This is a genomic window from Novosphingobium sp. MBES04 (assembly GCF_000813185.1).
GTDB lineage: Bacteria > Pseudomonadota > Alphaproteobacteria > Sphingomonadales > Sphingomonadaceae > Novosphingobium > Novosphingobium decolorationis.
Genome location: NZ_DF850489.1, coordinates 469,606 through 487,313 on the forward strand (window position 1 = coordinate 469,606; position 17,708 = coordinate 487,313).

The following is a 17,708-nucleotide window of genomic DNA, read 5'->3' on the forward strand; positions in this document are numbered from 1 at the left end:
CCCCTTTTTCGTTATCCGGCACAGTTTTGAGGTGGCCGGGCGGAGAGGGCATTGTCTTTGCGCGCCGTGCGCACCATAGCCAAGAGTGATGGAGACTGATCGTTTTCTGCCCCTCGTGATCGGCATTCTGCTCGCGGCCTGGACGCTGGCGGCGGCCTGGGCGATCCTCGTTGCGCGGCGCCGCCAGAAGCGTGCCGAAATGCAGCTTCGCTCGGCCCGCCGGCTTGCCCGGATGATCGAGGAGAGCCCCGCGCTGCCCTTGCTGGTCCGCTCGGACGGCCGGATCGAAGCCTCGCCCCGGCTGGCGCAGTGGCTCGGGCTCGATTCCGTGCCGCAGTACCTGACCGAACTCGACACCGGCGAGCGGGGGCTGCCCGCCGACAAGCTGACCGAACTGGCCGAAGCGGTGCGCCGCACCCAGAAGACGGCCTCGCCCTTTCGTCTGGCCGCGACGCCGCGCAATTCCTCGCGCAGCCTGGCCTTGCGTGGGCACCTGGCCGATCCGCAGGTTTCGCCCGGCGGCGCGGCGCTGGTCTGGGTCTTCGACTTTTCCGAAAGCGAGAGCGAACTCAGCCGCCTGCGCGAAGAGGCGGCCCGCGCGCGGGGTGATTTCAGCGCGCTCGTCTCGCTGATCGAGGCCGCGCCGATGCCGATGTGGTTCCGCCGCCCCGATGGCGCGCTGCAACTCGTCAACCGCGCCTATGTCGACGCCGTGGGCGGCCAGAGCGCGGAACAGGTCGTCAACGCAGGGATCGAACTGATCGAGACGGTCGAAGGCTTTACGCCGGGCGATGTCGCGCTGCAGGCGGCCGAGCGCAACGTGCCGGTCGAGCGCGTGGTCTCCACCACCATCGACGGCGAGCGCCGGGCGCTGCGCGTCTCCGACCTCCCACTCGGCGGCGAGGGCGTGGCCGGCTATGCGGTCGATATCGAGGACATGGAAGAGCTCTCGCGCTCGTTCCGCGCCTTCCGCGATGCGCAGCGTGCGCTGCTTGATCAGCTTTCGGCCGGTGTCGCCCAGTTCGACCGCCAGCGCCGCCTGTCCTTTGCCAACCAGCCTTTCCAGCGGGTGTTCAACCTGCCTGCCAGCGCCGAGCACGATCCACCGGCGTTCGAGCGTCTGCTCGATGCCGCGCGCGATGCCGGGCGTGTGCCCGAAGTGCGCGACTTTCCGGCCTGGCGCCGCGAGAAGACGGCCTGGTTCCTCTCCGACGCCACCCGTGAGGAAGCCTGGACCCTGCCTGATGGCACCTACATGCGCATTGTCGCCCAGCCGCTCCCCGATGGCGGGCTGCTCCTCATTGCCGAGGATCGCACCGAGCAGCTGCGCCTCTCGGCCATGCGGGACACGCTGCTGCGCACGCGCACGGCCATCGTCGACAGCCTTTTCGAATCCATTGCCGTTTTTGCGCCCGATGGCCGCATGCAGATCTGGAACCGGCGCTTTGCCAACGACTGGGGGTTGGAGAGCGATTTCCTCGACACCCACCCGCACGTCGAGTCCCTGCTCAAGAAGATCGCGCCGCGTCTTCGCCGCGGTGCCGAGGCGGAGAAGGTGGGCAACGTGGTGCGCGCCTCCACGCTTGACCGGACGCAGAAGGGTGGGCGTATCGCGCTTTCCGACGGGCGTATCCTTGAGTTCGCGGGCGTTCCGCTGCCGGACGGGAACGGGCTTCTGGCCGTCCTTGACATTACCGATTCGCAAAAGGCCGAGGATGCCCTGCGCGAGAGCAACGCCGCGCTCGTCGAGGCCGACGCGATCAAGACGCGCTTCCTGGCGAGCATGAGCTATGAGTTGCGCACCCCGCTCACCACCATCGGCGGCTTTGCCGAGATGCTGGATGCGGGCATCGGCGGAGACCTCAACGACAGCGGCAAGGAATACCTCGCGGCGATCCTGGCTTCCGTCACGCAGTTGGGCGAACATATCGAGAGCCTGCTCGACCTCTCGCAGAGCGAGGCGGGCATGTTGCCGCTGCGCAAGGAGCCGCTCGATCTCATGCCGTTCCTGCGTCAGGTGGCCGAGGAGAGGGTGGGGCGGCTCGACGCCATGGAGCTCACGCTCGACCTGCGCGCAGATGGCCTGCTGCGCCCGATCGAGGCGGACCGCAAGCGCCTTGCCCGGGCCGTCGGCGCGCTGCTCGATAACGCCATCGGCGCTTCGCCCAAGGGAGGGCGCATCCTTTTGCAGGCCACGCGCAAGAGAAATGCGGCAGGTGCCGACGTCGTGCGGATCCAGGTCGAGGACAAGGGCGCAGGCATGGACGGGCGTACGCTCGCCCGCGCGCTCGACGGGATGAAGGTTAGCGCCGACGGCAAGAGCGTGGAGCGCCGCCAGGGGCTCGGCCTGCCGCTCGCCCGCCAGCTGATTGAGGCGCACGGCGGCACCCTGACACTGCAATCCGAGCCCGGCCAGGGCACCCAGGCCCTCGTGGAGCTGCCATGACTACGACACTCGAACTTCCTGACCTTGCCGCCATGGAACGGCTGGGCAGAACGATTGCCGAGGCGCTGCGCCCCGGGGACGTGGTCGCGCTCGAAGGCGGGCTTGGCGCAGGCAAGACCACCCTTGCGCGCGCCATCGTCGCAGGGCTTGGGCACGAGGGCGAGGTTCCCTCGCCCAGTTTTGCGATCATCGAGGTCTACGAGCCGGGCCCGGACGGCACGGGGGTACGCCTGCCGCTGGTCCACGCCGATTTCTACCGGCTCGAACATCCCGACGAGGCCTATGAGATCGGTCTTGACGAATACCGCGAGGGCGCAGCCCTCATCGCCGAGTGGCCCGATCACGCCGGAGGCTTTGAACATGAGCCCGCCTGCCTCACGCTTGCGCTCGAAGTTGCGGATGCCGGGCGCATCGCCATTGCCCGGGGCGGGGCGGATTGGCTAGGGCGGATGCCGAAATGACAGACGCTGGTGTGACAGGCCCTGAAGGGCTCGATTCGTTTGTGGCCAAGGCTGGCTGGGGGGACGCGCGCGTGGAGCCGCTGCCTGGCGATGCCTCGTTCCGCCGCTATTTCCGCCTGCGCCGGGGTGAGGACGCCTCGGCCATGCTGATGCACGCGCCGCCGCCCAACGAGGATCCGGTGCCCTTCCTGCGCGCCGCGCGCTGGCTCGATGACAATGGCCTGCGTTCCCCGCGCATCCTGGCCGAGGACGCCGCGCAGGGTTTCGTGCTGCTGGAGGACTTCGGCGATGCACGCGTGCGCGATTACCTCGATGAGTGGCCGGGCGACGAAATGGCGATCTACACCGGCGCGGTCGACGCGCTGGTCCAGCTCCATGACCTCCCGGGCGGCCCGTTCAACGACTACACGCTGAGCGAGTACCTGCGCGAGACGAGGCTCTTTACCGAGTGGTACGTGCCCGCGCAAAAGCTCTACGTCGATGTCGAAGGCTACGCCAAGGCCTGGGAGACTGTGCTGGCCGATCTCCTGCCGCGCCAGCGTCCGGGCGTCGCGGTGCTGCGCGATTACCACGCCGAGAACATCATGCTCCTGGGCTCGCTGGAAAAGCAGGGCCTGCTGGACTTCCAGGACGCGCTGGTCGGGCACCGGGCCTACGACCTCGTCTCGCTCTTGCAGGACGCGCGCCGCGACGTCTCGCCCGAAGTCGAGCAGGCGATGATCGCGCATTACGTGCGCGCGACCGGCTGTGATCCGGAGGTTCTCCTGGCCGATTACGCGCGCCTTGGCGCCCAGCGCAACGCCAAGATCGTGGGCATTTTCGTGCGCCTGTGGAAGCGCGATGGGAAGCCGCGCTATCTCGACATGATCCCGCGCGTATGGGCGCATCTCGAACGCGATCTCGCGCACCCCGCGCTCGCCCCCGTGGCGGAGTGGTTCGCCGCCAACATCCCGGCCGAATTGCGCCAGGCCAAGGGCGGGAGCTTCGCGCTGTGAGCCGCGCCCCCCTTGCCAGCGATACCGCGATGATCCTGGCCGCAGGCCTGGGCAAGCGGATGCGTCCGCTCACCGCGACCCAGCCCAAGCCGCTCGTGCGTGTGGCGCACAAGGCGCTGATCGACCACGCGCTCGACAAGCTCGAGGCGGCGGGTATCGCGCAGGCCGTGGTCAACGTGCACTATATGGCCGATGCCCTGGAAGGGCATCTGGAGGTGCGCAAGGCAGGCCCGAAGACGGTCATTTCCGATGAACGCGCGCAGCTTCTGGAAACGGGCGGGGGCATGGTCCATGCAGCCGACACGCTGCCTGATCCCTTCTTCTGCCTCAACAGCGACAACATCTGGCTCGATGGCCCCGAGAACGTCTTTGCCGACCTTTCGAACGGCTGGGATCCCGAGCGGATGGACGCGCTGCTCCTGATGGTGCCGCACGCCCGCGCGCGCAACTACCGGGGCGAGGGCGACTTCCACCTCGACGCCGAGGGCCGCGTTTCGCGCCGCAAGCCGGGCCGTGTCGCGCCCTTCATTTACACCGGCATCCAGATCGTTTCGAAGCGCCTCCTGCGCGAGGCGCCTGAAGGCCCGTTCTCGACCAATATCCTGTGGAGCCGCGCCATCGAGGAAGGCCGCCTGTTCGGCATTTCGCATCAGGGCGAGTGGTTCGAGGTGGGCGAGCCCGGCGCGATCAAGCCGACCGAAGAGTATCTCCTTGGTGCCTGATCTGTTTGCGGCGGGGGACGAGCCTTCGCCCAGTGTCTATTCGATTGCCGCCCACCGCGGGTTTGCCGATGCGCTCGTAGCAGGTCTCGTGCCGCGCTACGCCGATGCGGATCTGGGCCTTGCGCGCCTGACCCTGCTGCTCCCCAGCCGACGCACCGTACGTACGGTGACCGAGGCCTTCGTGCGCTATGCGGGCGAGCAGGGCATGGGAACCGAGACCGCCGACGGTGCGCGCGCGCCCACGGGCATGTTGCTGCCGCGCATGGCGGTGGTGGGCGATCTTGATCTTGACGAGGCGCTCGGGCCCTTGCTCGATCCCCTGGGCGCGGCGGACATTCCGCCCGCCTGCGATCCCACGCGCCGCTGGCTGCGTCTGGCCCATTACCTGCGCCATGTCGAAGGCGATGCGGCGGGCAAGGGGCCTGCGCTTTTGCGCCGTGCCTTCGAACTTGGCAGCACCATGGATCGGCTCCTGGTCGAAGGCATCGCGCCGATCGATCTCCTTTCCGACGAGGTCGTGGCCATCGTTGGTGACCTCTCGAAGCACTGGGAGGACAACACCCGCAGCTTCCTCAAGGTCCAGCAGTTCTGGATCGCGGAACTGGCAGGGCGCGGCGAGATCGACGCGCCTGAGCGGCGCAACCGTCTCTTCGCCCATGCCGCCGAGAGCTGGGCGGCGAACCCGCCCGAATTCCCCATCGTCGCGGCGGGTGTCACCAGCGCCTCGCCCGCGCTTGCGCGCCTCCTGCGGGTGGTGAGCGAACTGCGCGATGGCGCGGTGATCCTGCCCGATCTTGACCTTGGCCTCGATCCGGAGGTCTGGGAGGAACTGGGCAGCGCCGGCAAGCCCGCCGAGCCCGAGGACCCGCCGTTCGGGCGCCACGATGCGGTCACGCACCCCCAGTATCACCTGAAGCTCCTGCTCAACCGCATGGGCCTGTCGCGCACGGACGTGCGACCTTGGCACCGTTCGGGGATGGCGGCCTCGCCGCCCGAGCGCAAGGCGGCGATTTCCAACCTCTTCCTGCCGCCGCGCGCCTCGGCGGCCTGGGTGAGCCTGCCCGCCGACAAGCGCCGTCTTTCCGACGTGCGGCTGATGGAGAGCGTCCATCCCGGCGAGGAAGCGCAGGCCATCGCGCTCCTTATCCGCGAGGCGCTGGAAACCCCTGAACGCCGCGTCGCGCTGGTGACACCCGACCGCGGCCTTGCCGCGCGCGTTGTCTCGCATCTTCAGCGCTGGGGGATCACGGCGGATGACACCGCAGGCCAGCCCCTGCCGCAGACGGCGGCGGGCCGTCTCTTCCTGCTGGTGGCCGAAGTTCTGGCCGAACAGGGCGCTCCGGTTCCGCTCATCGCACTCCTCACGCATCCGCTGGCAGGGAGCGGGGAGGGCCGTGCGCGCTGGCTCGAATCCGCGCGCCGTCTCGATCTGGCGCTGCGCGGGCCGCGTCCGGCCGCCGGGCTCGCCCCTCTGGCTGCGCTCGCCAAGGACAACCGGCTGGGCACATGGTGGGAGAAGGTCGAGGCCTGCCTTGCGCCCCTGTTCGAACTCTACGCCGCCGAACCGCTTGAAAAGGCGCTGGGTGTCCTGACCGAAGCGGCCGAGGCGCTGTGCGGTGAGAACCTGTGGACCGGCGCGGATGGCCGCGCGCTCAGCGCCTTCATCGAGGAACTGCGCGCCGGAGCGTCGGCAGCGGGCACGCTTGTCGATGCGCGCGATATCCACGCGGTGCTGCGCGACGCGATGGACCGCACCTCGGTGCGACCTCCCTGGGGCGGACATCCGCGCGTGTCGATCTACGGCCTTCTCGAAGCGCGCATGAGCCGCGCCGATCTCGTCATCTGCGGGGGCCTCACCGAGGGTGTCTGGCCTGCCAGTCCGTCGCAGGATTCGCTCCTGCCGCCAGCTGTCCTGCGCGCTCTGGGCGTGCCGGGCGCGGATTTCCGCATCGGCCTTGCCGCACACGACCTCGCCGCTGCACTGGGTGCACCCGAGGTGGTGCTGAGCTGGGCGCAGCGCGATGAGGGCGGTCCCGTCATCCCCTCGCGCTTCGTCCTGCGCGTGAAGGCGATGCTGGGCGATCAGGTCGGGCGCCATCTGGAGCGCGAGATCCCGCGCCTCGCCCGCCTTATCGACGACGCGCCGCGCGCCGCGCCCCATCCGCGCCCGCAGCCCATGCCCAGCGCCGAGCAGCGCCGAGTCGCCGTCTCGGTCACGGGGCTCGACCGCCTGCGCGGCGATCCCTACCAGTTCTACGCCAGCGCGGTCCTCAAGCTGCGCAGCCTCGACAGCCTCGATGCCGAGCCGAGCGCGGCCTGGCGCGGCGAGATCGCGCACCTCATCATGCAGAAGTGGCACGAGGCGGGCGAACCCAAGGAGGGCCTCCACGCCATTGCGCAAAAGGTGCTCGACGATGAGAGCGCCCACCCGCTGATGCGCGCCTTGTGGTGGCCGCGCCTGTCCGCCGCGCTGGAAACGTTCGAGGGCCTTGTCCTGGCGGGCAAGGAAGAAGGCCGCGAGGTTCTGGGCGTCGAGAAGTGGGGCCGCATGGACTACCGCGACGTCACGATCCTGGGTCGCACCGACCGGCTCGACCGCAAGGCCGATGGCACCATTGCGGTGGTCGATTACAAGACCGGCCAGCCGCCCTCGGGCACGCGCGTCGAAGAGGGCTTTGCGCTCCAACTTGGCGTCACCGGTCTCATCGTAGAGGCGGGAGGCTTCGAAGGCGTCGCCGGAGAGGTTACGGGCTTTGAATACTGGTCGATGGCCAAGGCCAAGGACGGCTCGATCGGCTACATGAACGAGCCGGTGCGCGAGGGCCGCAAGAAGTCGGGCCTCGTGCGCGAAGAGTTCCTCGACCGCACGCGCGAGTATCTGGACGATGCGCTCAGCCGCTGGATTCTGGGCAACGAGCCCTTCACCGCGCGGCTCAATCCCGACCTCGATCTCTATTCCGATTATGACCAGCTGATGCGCCTCGACGAATGGATTACCGGGCTGGGCAAGCCCGCCCGCAAGGAGGACACCCCATGAGCGGCCCGGCCAAGGTCTACCCGCTGCACGGCAACCAGATGCCCGCGGTGAACCCGCTCGACACTGTCTGGCTTTCCGCTTCGGCGGGAACGGGCAAGACGCAGGTGCTCTCCTCGCGCGTGCTGCGCCTGCTGCTCCAGCCGGGGATCTCCCCCTCGCAGATCCTGTGCCTGACCTTCACCAAGGCGGGCGCAACCGAGATGGCCGCGCGCATCAACGGCACGCTCGCCGAATGGGTCCGCATGGAGGATGTCGAGCTTTTTCCGCGCCTTGAAGCCATCGGCGCGCCGACCGATGGCGCGACGATGGCGCGCGCGCGCACGCTCTTTGCCGCCGTGCTCGATTGCCCGGGCGGCGGGCTTCGTATCGACACCATCCACGCCTTCTCGCAGTGGCTGCTCGCGACCTTCCCGCTGGAAGCGGACCTCATTCCGGGCAGCCGCCCGATGGAGGACCGCGAACGCACGTTGCTCGCCAAGCAGGTCCTGGCCGATCTCCTGGTCGAAGCTGAGGAGGACCCGCTCGGCGATCCGCAGCTGCTCGATGCGATCTCGGCGCTGTCGCTGCGCCATGGTCCCGATGCCGTGGTGGGCTTCCTGCTGCGCTGCGCAGGCGCGCGCGAGGTCTGGTTCGGGCCGGGAAGCTGGCAGGCGGGTGACATGCGCGCGCATGTCCTGCGCCTCCTGGACCTTCCCCCGCAGGCCGACGCCGACATGCTGGCTGAACTGTGCTCGGATGCGCGTTTCGACGTGGCTTCGCTGCGCCGCTGCATGGAGGTGAACCACGAGTGGAACACCAAGACCGGCCTGGAAGCGGTCGACCGGATCAGCGAGTGGCTGCTGGGCAATCCGACCCAGCGCGCGGCCTCCATTGACGACATGGCCAAGGCCTTCCTTACCCAGAAGGGCGAGCCCAAGGCTAGCAAGTCGCAGGACAAGTTGGAGCCCTCCTATCCCGACTACGCCGCGCGCGTGGTGGCGGGGATCGAGGGGGTGCGCACCTTGCGCGCGATGCTTGATCTTGTCGATCATCTGGTCCCTTCGCTGCGACTGGGCCGGGCCTTTGCGATTGCCTGGGACGAAGCGAAGAGCCGTGAGGGCCTGATCGATTTCGACGATCAGATCCGCCGCGCCGCCTCGCTCCTCAAGGACAAGGCGCAGGCGGACTGGATCCGCTACAAGCTTGACCGCCAATTCGATCACATCCTCGTCGACGAGGCGCAGGACACGAACGAGCAGCAGTGGGACATCATCTTCGCGATGGCCGAGGAGTTCTGGGCGGGCGCGGGCCAGCACGAGGACCGGCTGCGCACGCTCTTCGTCGTGGGCGACTACAAGCAGGCGATCTTCCGCTTTCAGGGCACCAGCCCGGAGAACTTCCGCAAGGCCGCCGGGCGCGTGCGCAGCCTGATGCGCGCGGCTGCGCGCAATGCCGCGCAGCTTCGCGCCGAATACGAACCGCGCGAGATGCAGGAACTGGGGCTGGAGCGCAGCTTCCGGACAGCGCAGCCCGTCCTCGATTTCGTCGACCAGGCGATTGCCGGGATCGGCCATGAACGCTTCGGCCTCGACCGGGCTGCGCAGCGCCACCAGGGCGAGGAGCGCCCGGGCTACGTCGCGCTGTGGCGTCCGGTCGGTTTCGACACGGGCGAAGAGGAAGAGGCTCCGGAGGATCCGGGCGAGGGGGACGAAGGCGAGGAGACCTGGCTCTCCGGCCCCAACCGCCAGATGGCCGACCGCATCGCGCAGCAGGTGCGCGAGTGGCTCGACCCGCATGGCGATGGCTTCACGCTTTCCAAGGGCAAGGTTCGCCGCGCGACGGCAGGCGACATCATGGTGCTGGTGCGCCAGCGCAAGGAGCTCGCGGGTCTCATCGTTGCGCGCCTTCATGCTGCTGGCGTGGACGTGGCCGGTGTCGACCGTCTGCGTCTGGGCGCGCCGCTGGCGGTCAAGGACCTGGTCGCGGCGCTGCGCTTTGCAGCCCAGCCGCTCGACGATCTGAACCTGGCGAGCCTGCTCGTATCCCCGCTTGTCGGCTGGAGTCAGGAACAGCTGCTTGCCCATGGCTACCGCGACAAGCACGTGCGCTTGTGGGACCACCTGCGCGCCTCTTCGGACGCCGAGGTCGGGCGCACGCTGCTCCAGCTGGGCGAACTGCTTGCGCTGGCCGATTACGAGCCGCCCCATGCGCTCTTGCAGTGGCTGCTCGTTGGCCCGTGGAGGGCGCGGCGCAAGCTGATCGCGCGGCTGGGCAGTGAGGCGGGCGATCCCATCGACGAGCTGGTCAACGCCGCGCGCGCCTATGCCGTCACCGACACGCCCAGCCTTGCGGGTTTCCTCGCCTGGTTCGAGGCAGGCGATGGCGAACTGAAGCGCGAGGCGGACAACGCAGGCGGGCAGGTGCGCGTGATGACCGTGCACGGCTCCAAGGGCCTGCAGGCGCCCATCGTGATTCTGGCCGACGCCACCGGCAATCCTGAAAGCGCACGCGAAAGCGGCGTTTCGCTGCCCGATCCGCGCGACAAGAACCGGCGCATCCCATTCCCCCCGCTGTCCAAGGCGGAGAAGGTGGGCCCGGTGGCGGAGGAAATCGCGCAGGCGCGCGAGGCGGACGAGCAGGAGCACTGGCGCCTCCTCTACGTCGCCATGACCCGAGCTGAGGAAGCGCTGTTCGTGGGCGGCGCGCTGGGCCCGCGCGACAAGGGCCAGCCTGCCCCCAAGAGCTGGTACGCGCAGCTGCGCACGCTGTTCGAAGGGCAGGAGGAAGAGGCCGACGCGATCTGGGGCGGGGCCTTCACGCAAGGTTCGCTGGGGCCCTTCGTGCCGATGCGCGCGGCACCGGCCGAACTTCCTCTGCGTGCGCCTCTGCCCGAGTGGACCGGACGTGTTCCCGCCGCCGAACCGCGCCCGCCGCGCCCGCTCGCGCCCTCGGCGCTGGGTGAGGAAGATGCGCCCGATCCGCCGTTTCCGCCGGGCGCCGGGCAGCAGGCCGCGCGGCGCGGGACAGTGCTCCACGCGCTTCTGGAGCGCCTGCCCGCGCTCACGCCCGAACAGCGTGAGGCCGAGGCCGAACGCTGGCTCAAGCGCAACGCGAAAGACCTGCCAACAGAGATGCGCAGTGCGATCCTGGCCGATGCGCTTGGCGTGGTGGCCAATCCTGCGTGGGCCGAGATCTTCGGGCCGGACAGCCTTGCCGAAGTGCCGGTGGCCGCCATTGTCGGCGGACAGGTGGTGGCGGGCACGATTGACCGTCTCGTGATCGGGCCCGACCGGGTGCGGCTGGTCGACTACAAGACCTCGCGCCGTCCGCCCGCTTCGCTGGGCGAGGTTCCGCGCGGGGTTCTGCGCCAGATGGCGGCCTATGCCGCGGCGCTTGAACAGACCTTCCCGGGCCGCGATGTGGAGGTAGGAATCCTCTACACGTCCAGCCCGCAGCTCATCGAAGTGCCCGCCGATGTGCTCGAGGCGCACAAGCCCGCCTTGGCGGCAGCGCAGTAAAGCTTTCGGTCCGAGCCGTTGCCAGCGGCGCTTTCATCCCTAGATTGACGATCAAACACCGTTTCGAGGAGTTCTCCCAATGCCTACGATTGCCGTAACCGATTCCAGCTTCGAAGATGACGTCCTCAAGTCCGAGACGCCCGTTCTCGTCGATTTCTGGGCCGACTGGTGCGGTCCGTGCAAGATGATCGGCCCGGCTCTCGAAGAGATCTCGGACGAGCTCGACGGCAAGGTCAAGATCGCCAAGATGGATATCATGGCCAACACCGAAGTGCCCGGCCAGATCGGCGTGAAGTCGATCCCGCTGATGGTGCTGTTCAAGAACGGCGAAGCCGTCGCCCAGAAGCTGGGTGCCGCGCCCAAGAACGCGCTCAAGGGCTGGATCGAAAGCGAGATCTGATCGCACCGATCCCAAGCGCCCTTCAGGGCCTTACCGGACCCCTTCCACGCCTTGGCGCGGGAGGGGTTCAGTGCATCTGGAGAGCAAGCCTGGCGAAGTCCGCCCACAGCTCGGGCGAGGCGGCGCCGACCAGATCGCGGCGCTCGTATTCGTCGACGCGGTATGGGGTGCCGTCGGGGCGTGCGGCCATGCCGCCCGCTTCGTTGAGGAACAGGACGCCCGCCGCGTGGTCCCAGGGCAGGGTGCGGTTGAACATCGAGACATCGTTGGTGCCCAGCACCAGGCGCGGGTACTGCTCGGCCGCGCAGCGCGGGATGTCGACGAGCGTGTAGTGCGGGGCGGCGAGCGCCATGAATTTCTCGCGCGTGCCCTCTTCCATGAACAGCGTCGAGATTGCCGCGACGGGCGGCGTCTCGCCGCTGGTGCGTGCGTTAATGCGGTACTCGCCGATATGCGCGCCCTTGCCCAGACCTGCGTGGCAGAAGCGTCCGGTCAGCGTGTCGAGTATCCAGCCGCCGATGGTCTCACCCTTGTCGGCGAGCGCAACGAGGACGCCGAAAGGCGCTTTGCCTTGCGAGAAGTTCATCGTCCCGTCGAGCGGATCGACGATCCAGCACAAGTTGTCCTTGAGCTTTTCCATCACCGTGGGATCGGCCGCGACCGCTTCCTCGCCCACGACACAGGCTTCGGGCAGGATCTGCGAGAGGCGCGCGGTCAGGATCGCCTCGCTCTCCTGGTCGGCGATGGTGACGACATCGTTCACCCCCTTGTCCATGATCTGGTCGAGCTCAAGCTTGCGGTAGCGCGCCTTGATGGCCCGGTCCGAGGCTTCGCGCATGACGGTTTCGACGGCGCGGGTCAGGGCAGGGGTGATCATGGGAGGGACCTTTCGGGTCTGGCTCAGGAGAGGGGGAGGGCGACGTGCTCTCGGTAGGCCGGGCGTTCCAGCAGGCGCTGGTACCAGGCATGGACGTGCGGCAGGTCGGCGGTTTCGGGTGCGAGCGTGAACCACGAGTGGATGAACGGGCCCATCGCGATGTCACCGACGCCGATCTGGTGGCCTGAGAGCCATGGCGTTGTCGCAAGTTGCGCGTCCAGCACGGCCAGCAGTCGCTCACATGTGGCTTTCGAGGCGGCAATGGTGGCGGTGTCGCGCGCCTCTTCGGGCGTGCGCACAAGGCCAAGGTACATGTCCTTCTGCGCCGCGCCGTAGCCGGTCTGCCAGTCCATCCAGCGCTCGGCGAGGGCACGGTCGATGGGATCGGCGAGGTACCAGCGCGGGCCACCGTATTCGGCGGCCATGTAGCGCACGATACTGTTCGATTCCCACAAGGTCAGCTTGCCGTCCGCGATGGTCGGGATCAGCTTGTTGGGGTTCTGCGCGAGGTACTCTTCGGAAAAGCCGAAGGACCCGCCCATGTCGATGCGCGTGAAGGCGAGACCCAGTTCGGCGGCGAACCAGACGACCTTGTTCACGTTGTGCGAATCGGGCCGCCCCCAGATGCGGAAGAAAGGCTCGGTCATGGGGCGCTGTGCCTTAGCTGCGGTAGTCGGCGTTGATCGAGATATAACCGTGCGTGAGGTCGCAGGTCCACACCGTCGCCTGGCCATCGCCAAGGCCCAGGTCCACCTCGATGGTGACATCCTGGCCCTTGAGGTGGGCGGCGACCGGTGCCTCGTCGTAGTCGGCCAGCGGCAGGCCTTCCTTCGCGGCCCAGGTGCCGCCGAAGCCGATGGAGAGCGTGTCGCGGTTGGCCGGTTCGCCCGCCTTGCCCACGGCCATGACGACGCGGCCCCAGTTCGCGTCCTCACCCGCAATGGCGGTCTTCACCAGTGGCGAGTTGGCAATCGCCATGCCGACCTTGCGCGCGCTCTCGTCCGAAACCGCGCCCGTCACCGAGACGGCGATGAACTTGTTGGCGCCTTCGCCATCGCGCACGACGAGGTGGGCAAGCTGACGGCACACGTCCTGGATGGCGGCGGCAAAGGCATCGGCGCCCGAGCTCTGCGCGGTGACGAGCGGCGCATTGCCCGCCTTGCCGGTCGCAAAGGCGAGCACGGTGTCGCTGGTCGAGGTGTCGGAATCGACCGTGATGCACGAGAAGCTGCGCAGGTTCGCGGCCGAGAGGCATTCCTGCAGGAAGGCCGGTTCCACGGCGGCGTCGGTGAAGATGTAGCCCAGCATCGTGGCCATGTCGGGCGCGATCATGCCCGAACCCTTGATGATGGCGCCCAGCGTGACCTTGGTGTCGCCGATCATGGCCGTGGCGCTCGCGCCCTTGGCGAAGGTGTCGGTCGTCGCGATGGTGTTGGCGGCCTCTTCCCAGGTGCACGGCGCGGCGGAGAAGGCCTTTTCAACGCCCTCGCGCGCCTTGTCCTTGGGGAGCGGCACGCCGATCACGCCGGTCGAGGAGACGAACACGTCCTCGCGCGCACAGCCCAGGTTCCCGGCCACCTGGTCCATGATCTGCTCGACCGCCTCGCGCCCGCGATAGCCGGTGAAGGCGTTGGAATTGCCCGCATTCACCACCAAGGCGCGGGCGGTGCCCCGCTTCACGTTCTCGCGGCCGATCTCGACCTCGGACGAACAGCATAGGTTCTTGGTGAACACGCCGGCGACCGCGGTCCCCTCGGTAAAGGTCACGTAGGTGAGGTCGCAGCGGCCCCAGTCCTTGTACCCCGCGCGCACGACATGCGGGGTCACGCCTGCAATGGCAGGCACTTCGGGGAAGGGCTGGGCGAGCGGGCTGACGGGATGACTCATGGCAAAAGCGCCTAGCGCATGGCCCCGCAAGGTCAAGTATCGGCGAGGAAGCGGCCGAAATTTGGGACCAATTGCGCTTGGTAGTGGACAGTGGTGATGAGGGTTACTATCTCCCCGGCATGGCCAATCGCCTGCTATTGACCCTGCTTGCCCTCCTGACGGGCCTTGCCGCCCATGCCGAGGCGCCGCAGGCGCGCGCCGGTCAGGTGCCTTCCGCGCAGCAGGTGGCGCTTCTGGTCGAGACCGGACAGGCCCGGGCGCCGCGCGCGCCGGTGGCGCTGGCCCGTCTTCCCGAACCGGGGCTTCGCAATACGCGCCTTGTCGCGCTTTCGGCCCAGCCGGGACAGCCCGCTGCGCCGCGCGTTCGGGCCGCGCAGACCGGGATCGACCGCGCGCGCGAATAACGCGGCCCACCAACATGAATTTCGCCGCCCCACCGGAGCGGCCTTTTCCGCGTGCGCCTGGTGTCCTGTGTGAGGGACCTTCGCGCCGCGTGATCACCGCATTTTCCAGATTCTCCTAAAAACAGGGATTCCGCCATGCTCGGCGCACTCGTCAAGAACATCTTCGGCTCGTCCAACGAGCGCCACGTCAAGTCTCTGCGCAAGGTCGTCGACCAGATCAACGCGTTCGAACCCGCCATCGAGGTGATGAGCGATGAGGAACTGGCCGCCCAGACTCCCAAATTCCGCGAGATGCTCGCGAACGGCTCCACGCTCGATGACCTGCTTCCCGAGGCTTTTGCCACCGTGCGCGAGGCCTCGCGCCGCGTCTTTGGCATGCGCCACTTCGACGTTCAGATGATCGGCGGCATTGTCCTGCACCGCGGCGAGATCGCGGAAATGCGCACGGGTGAGGGCAAGACCCTGGTGGCAACGACCGCCACCTACCTCAACGCGCTGGAAGGCAAGGGCGTTCACGTCATCACCGTGAACGACTACCTGGCTCGCCGCGACGCCGAGGAAATGGGCCGTCTCCACAACTTCCTGGGTCTCACCATCGGCGTCATCGTCCCCAACCTCGACGAGTTCCAGCGTCGCGAGGCCTATGCCGCGGACATCACCTACGGCACGAACAACGAGTTCGGGTTCGACTACCTGCGCGACAACATGAAGCACGAGCGCAGCCAGATGGTGCAGCGCGACTTCAACTTCGCCATCGTCGACGAGGTTGACTCGATCCTGATTGACGAGGCGCGCACCCCGCTCATCATCTCGGGGCCCACCGACGACAAGTCCGAGCTCTACATCGCGGTCGACGCAGTGGTAAAGCAGCTCTCGGACGAGGATTACGAGAAGGACGAGAAGACCAAGAACATCACGCTGACCGAGGACGGCGTGGAGAAGGTCGAACGTATTCTCGAGGCCGAAGGGCTGCTGGAAGGCTCCAACCTCTACGACGTCGAGAACACGCAGGTCGTCCACCACCTCGACCAGGCCCTCAAGGCCGTGGTCATGTTCAAGCGTGACACCGACTACATCGTGAAGGACGACAAGGTCGTCATCATCGACGAGTTCACGGGCCGCATGATGGACGGACGCCGCTGGTCGAACGGCCTGCACCAGGCGGTCGAGGCCAAGGAAGGCGTCAAGATCGAGCCTGAGAACCAGACGCTCGCCTCGATTACCTTCCAGAACTACTTCCGCATGTACCCCAAGCTCTCGGGCATGACCGGTACGGCTGCGACCGAGGCGGCCGAGTTCTTCGACATCTACAAGATGAACGTCGTCACCATCCCGACGAACAAGCCGATTTCGCGCATCGACGAGGAAGACGAGTTCTACAAGAACACGATGGACAAGTTCGCGGCGATCGCGAAGCTGATCCGCGACAAGCACGAGAGCGGCCAGCCGGTGCTGGTCGGCACGGTCTCGATCGAGAAGTCGGAACTGCTCTCGGACTTCCTTAACAAGGAGGGCGTCAAGCACTCGGTCCTCAACGCCCGCTTCCACGAGATGGAAGCGCACATCGTGGCGCAGGCAGGCCGTCTGGGCGCGGTGACCATCGCCACCAACATGGCCGGGCGCGGCACCGACATCCAGCTGGGTGGCAACCTTGAGTTCCGGATCGAGGCCGAGCTTGCCGACATGCCCGAAGGGCCTGAGCGTGAAGCCGGTGTCGCCCGTATCAAGGAGGAAATCGCGGCCGAGAAGGCACAGGTGCTGGAAGCCGGCGGCCTGTGCGTGATCGGCACCGAGCGCCACGAAAGCCGCCGTATCGACAACCAGCTGCGCGGCCGTTCGGGCCGTCAGGGCGACCCCGGCCTTTCCAAGTTCTACCTGTGCCTCGAAGACGATCTCCTGCGCATCTTCGGCCCCGACACGCTGTTCTCCAAGATGATGAACAGCAACCTTGCCGATGGCGAGGCGATCGGTTCCAAGTGGCTTTCCAAGGCCATCGAGACGGCGCAGAAGAAGGTCGAGGCGCGCAACTACGAAGTGCGCAAGCAGGTCGTCGAATACGACGACGTGATGAACGACCAGCGCAAGGTCATCTACGAGCAGCGCTCGGACATTATGGACGCAGAGGCGCTCGACGACGTCGTGCTCGACATGCGCCACGACACGGTCAACACGCTGGTGGCCGAGGCCTGCCCGCAAGGCTCCTATCCCGAGCACTGGAACATCGAGGGGCTCAAGGAACGCGCGAAGGAAATCCTGGGCGTCGAAGCGCCCATCGATGCGTGGGTCGAGGAAGATGGCATCGATCCTGAAGGCATCGAGGAGCGCCTTGCCGAACTCGCCGACGCGCATATGACCGCCAAGATGGAGAGGGACGATCCGGCGATCTGGCGCCAGGTCGAAAAGTCGATCCTGCTCGATCGTCTGGACCACCATTGGAAGGACCACCTCGCCACGCTCGACGCGCTGCGCCAGGTCGTGTTCCTGCGTGCCTACGCGCAGAAGACCCCGATCAACGAGTACAAGCAGGAAGCCTTTGGCCTGTTCGACTCGATGCTCTCGGCGATCCGTGAGGATGTGACCCGCATCCTGGCGATCAGCGAACTGCGCATGCCCGAGCCGATCCAGGAGCCGAGCCTTCCCGAACTGCCCGACTTCCTGACCGGGCATATCGATCCGCTGACGGGCCTCGATAATTCGAACGACGGTGACGGTTCGGCGCTCAATCCGGCGCTGTTCGGCTCGCTCGCGGGCAGCCCGCAGGCGACCGCAAGCCCGGGCGGCACGGCCGAGAACCCTTACGCGCACATGGAGCTCAGCCGTAACGCGCTGTGTCCGTGCGGTTCGGGCAACAAGTACAAGCACTGCCACGGCGCGCTCGTCTAAAGGTCCGACCGACCGGCCGGATAGAACGAAGGCCCGGCTCCCGCAGATCGCGGGAGCCGGGCCTTCGTGCATTCGGTGGTACCCGTGTGTCCGGTCCGC

At 67.4% G+C, this 17,708-nt stretch carries 12 protein-coding genes; 9 read left to right on the forward strand and 3 right to left on the reverse strand.

The window, feature by feature from the left end; all coding sequences use genetic code 11:
- The first annotated feature begins 88 nt into the window (after positions 1-88).
- From MBENS4_RS15890 to trxA, 7 genes are all read left to right on the forward strand, one after another.
- Positions 89-2,446, forward strand: a complete 2,358-nt coding sequence (locus MBENS4_RS15890) for a sensor histidine kinase (RefSeq protein ID WP_039392790.1) — start codon at positions 89-91, stop codon at positions 2,444-2,446.
- A complete protein-coding gene (gene tsaE / locus MBENS4_RS15895; RefSeq protein WP_039392791.1) occupies positions 2,443-2,907 on the forward strand; it encodes a tRNA (adenosine(37)-N6)-threonylcarbamoyltransferase complex ATPase subunit type 1 TsaE in 465 nt (154 codons plus the stop codon). The genes MBENS4_RS15890 and tsaE overlap by 4 nt, the downstream gene beginning before the upstream one ends.
- Positions 2,904-3,902: an aminoglycoside phosphotransferase family protein gene (locus tag MBENS4_RS15900; RefSeq protein ID WP_039392792.1), complete on the forward strand. Its 999-nt coding sequence runs from the start codon at positions 2,904-2,906 to the stop codon at positions 3,900-3,902. Before tsaE ends, MBENS4_RS15900 begins: the two co-directional genes overlap by 4 nt.
- Positions 3,899-4,624, forward strand: a complete 726-nt coding sequence (locus MBENS4_RS15905) for a nucleotidyltransferase family protein (protein WP_039392793.1) — start codon at positions 3,899-3,901, stop codon at positions 4,622-4,624. Before MBENS4_RS15900 ends, MBENS4_RS15905 begins: the two co-directional genes overlap by 4 nt.
- Positions 4,617-7,661 carry a double-strand break repair protein AddB gene (gene addB / locus MBENS4_RS15910; RefSeq protein WP_242404979.1) on the forward strand — a complete coding sequence of 1,015 codons (3,045 nt, stop codon included), beginning with the start codon at positions 4,617-4,619 and terminating at the stop codon, positions 7,659-7,661. The genes MBENS4_RS15905 and addB overlap by 8 nt, the downstream gene beginning before the upstream one ends.
- Positions 7,658-11,158 carry a double-strand break repair helicase AddA gene (addA, locus tag MBENS4_RS15915; protein WP_039392794.1) on the forward strand — a complete coding sequence of 1,167 codons (3,501 nt, stop codon included), beginning with the start codon at positions 7,658-7,660 and terminating at the stop codon, positions 11,156-11,158. The genes addB and addA overlap by 4 nt, the downstream gene beginning before the upstream one ends.
- A gap of 79 nt (positions 11,159-11,237) precedes the next feature.
- Positions 11,238-11,558 carry a thioredoxin gene (gene trxA, locus MBENS4_RS15920; RefSeq protein WP_039392795.1) on the forward strand — a complete coding sequence of 107 codons (321 nt, stop codon included), beginning with the start codon at positions 11,238-11,240 and terminating at the stop codon, positions 11,556-11,558.
- Positions 11,559-11,625: 67 nt separating this feature from the next.
- Here trxA and MBENS4_RS15925 read toward each other — a convergent pair whose 3' ends face one another.
- From MBENS4_RS15925 to argJ, 3 genes are read right to left on the reverse strand one after another with little or no spacing between them, the layout of a single operon-like run.
- Complete coding sequence (locus MBENS4_RS15925) at positions 11,626-12,435, reverse strand: inositol monophosphatase family protein (RefSeq protein ID WP_039392796.1); 810 nt, start codon at positions 12,433-12,435, stop codon at positions 11,626-11,628.
- A 23-nt stretch (positions 12,436-12,458) separates the two neighbouring features.
- Positions 12,459-13,082 carry a glutathione S-transferase family protein gene (locus tag MBENS4_RS15930; RefSeq protein ID WP_039392797.1) on the reverse strand — a complete coding sequence of 208 codons (624 nt, stop codon included), beginning with the start codon at positions 13,080-13,082 and terminating at the stop codon, positions 12,459-12,461.
- A 13-nt stretch (positions 13,083-13,095) separates the two neighbouring features.
- A complete protein-coding gene (argJ, locus tag MBENS4_RS15935) occupies positions 13,096-14,322 on the reverse strand; it encodes a bifunctional glutamate N-acetyltransferase/amino-acid acetyltransferase ArgJ (RefSeq protein WP_039392798.1) in 1,227 nt (408 codons plus the stop codon).
- A gap of 83 nt (positions 14,323-14,405) precedes the next feature.
- On the opposite strand from argJ, the gene MBENS4_RS15940 reads away from it, so the two are divergent.
- On the forward strand, positions 14,406-14,726 hold the full coding sequence (locus tag MBENS4_RS15940; protein ID WP_239026596.1) for a hypothetical protein: 321 nt from the start codon (positions 14,406-14,408) through the stop codon (positions 14,724-14,726).
- A 135-nt stretch (positions 14,727-14,861) separates the two neighbouring features.
- Positions 14,862-17,609, forward strand: a complete 2,748-nt coding sequence (gene secA, locus MBENS4_RS15945) for a preprotein translocase subunit SecA (protein WP_039392800.1) — start codon at positions 14,862-14,864, stop codon at positions 17,607-17,609.
- Positions 17,610-17,708: the final 99 nt, after the last annotated feature.

What these genes read in the sequence shown, in the direction of transcription:
- MBENS4_RS15890 (WP_039392790.1), top strand. Translation starts at nt 89, where the DNA reads ATGGAGACTGATCGTTTTCTGCCCCTCGTGATCGGCATTCTGCTCGCG.
- tsaE (WP_039392791.1), top strand. Translation starts at nt 2,443, where the DNA reads ATGACTACGACACTCGAACTTCCTGACCTTGCCGCCATGGAACGGCTG.
- MBENS4_RS15900 (WP_039392792.1), top strand. Translation starts at nt 2,904, where the DNA reads ATGACAGACGCTGGTGTGACAGGCCCTGAAGGGCTCGATTCGTTTGTG.
- addA (WP_039392794.1), top strand. Translation starts at nt 7,658, where the DNA reads ATGAGCGGCCCGGCCAAGGTCTACCCGCTGCACGGCAACCAGATGCCC.
- trxA (WP_039392795.1), top strand. Translation starts at nt 11,238, where the DNA reads ATGCCTACGATTGCCGTAACCGATTCCAGCTTCGAAGATGACGTCCTC.
- MBENS4_RS15925 (WP_039392796.1), bottom strand. Translation starts at nt 12,435, where the DNA reads ATGATCACCCCTGCCCTGACCCGCGCCGTCGAAACCGTCATGCGCGAA.
- MBENS4_RS15930 (WP_039392797.1), bottom strand. Translation starts at nt 13,082, where the DNA reads ATGACCGAGCCTTTCTTCCGCATCTGGGGGCGGCCCGATTCGCACAAC.
- argJ (WP_039392798.1), bottom strand. Translation starts at nt 14,322, where the DNA reads ATGAGTCATCCCGTCAGCCCGCTCGCCCAGCCCTTCCCCGAAGTGCCT.
- secA (WP_039392800.1), top strand. Translation starts at nt 14,862, where the DNA reads ATGCTCGGCGCACTCGTCAAGAACATCTTCGGCTCGTCCAACGAGCGC.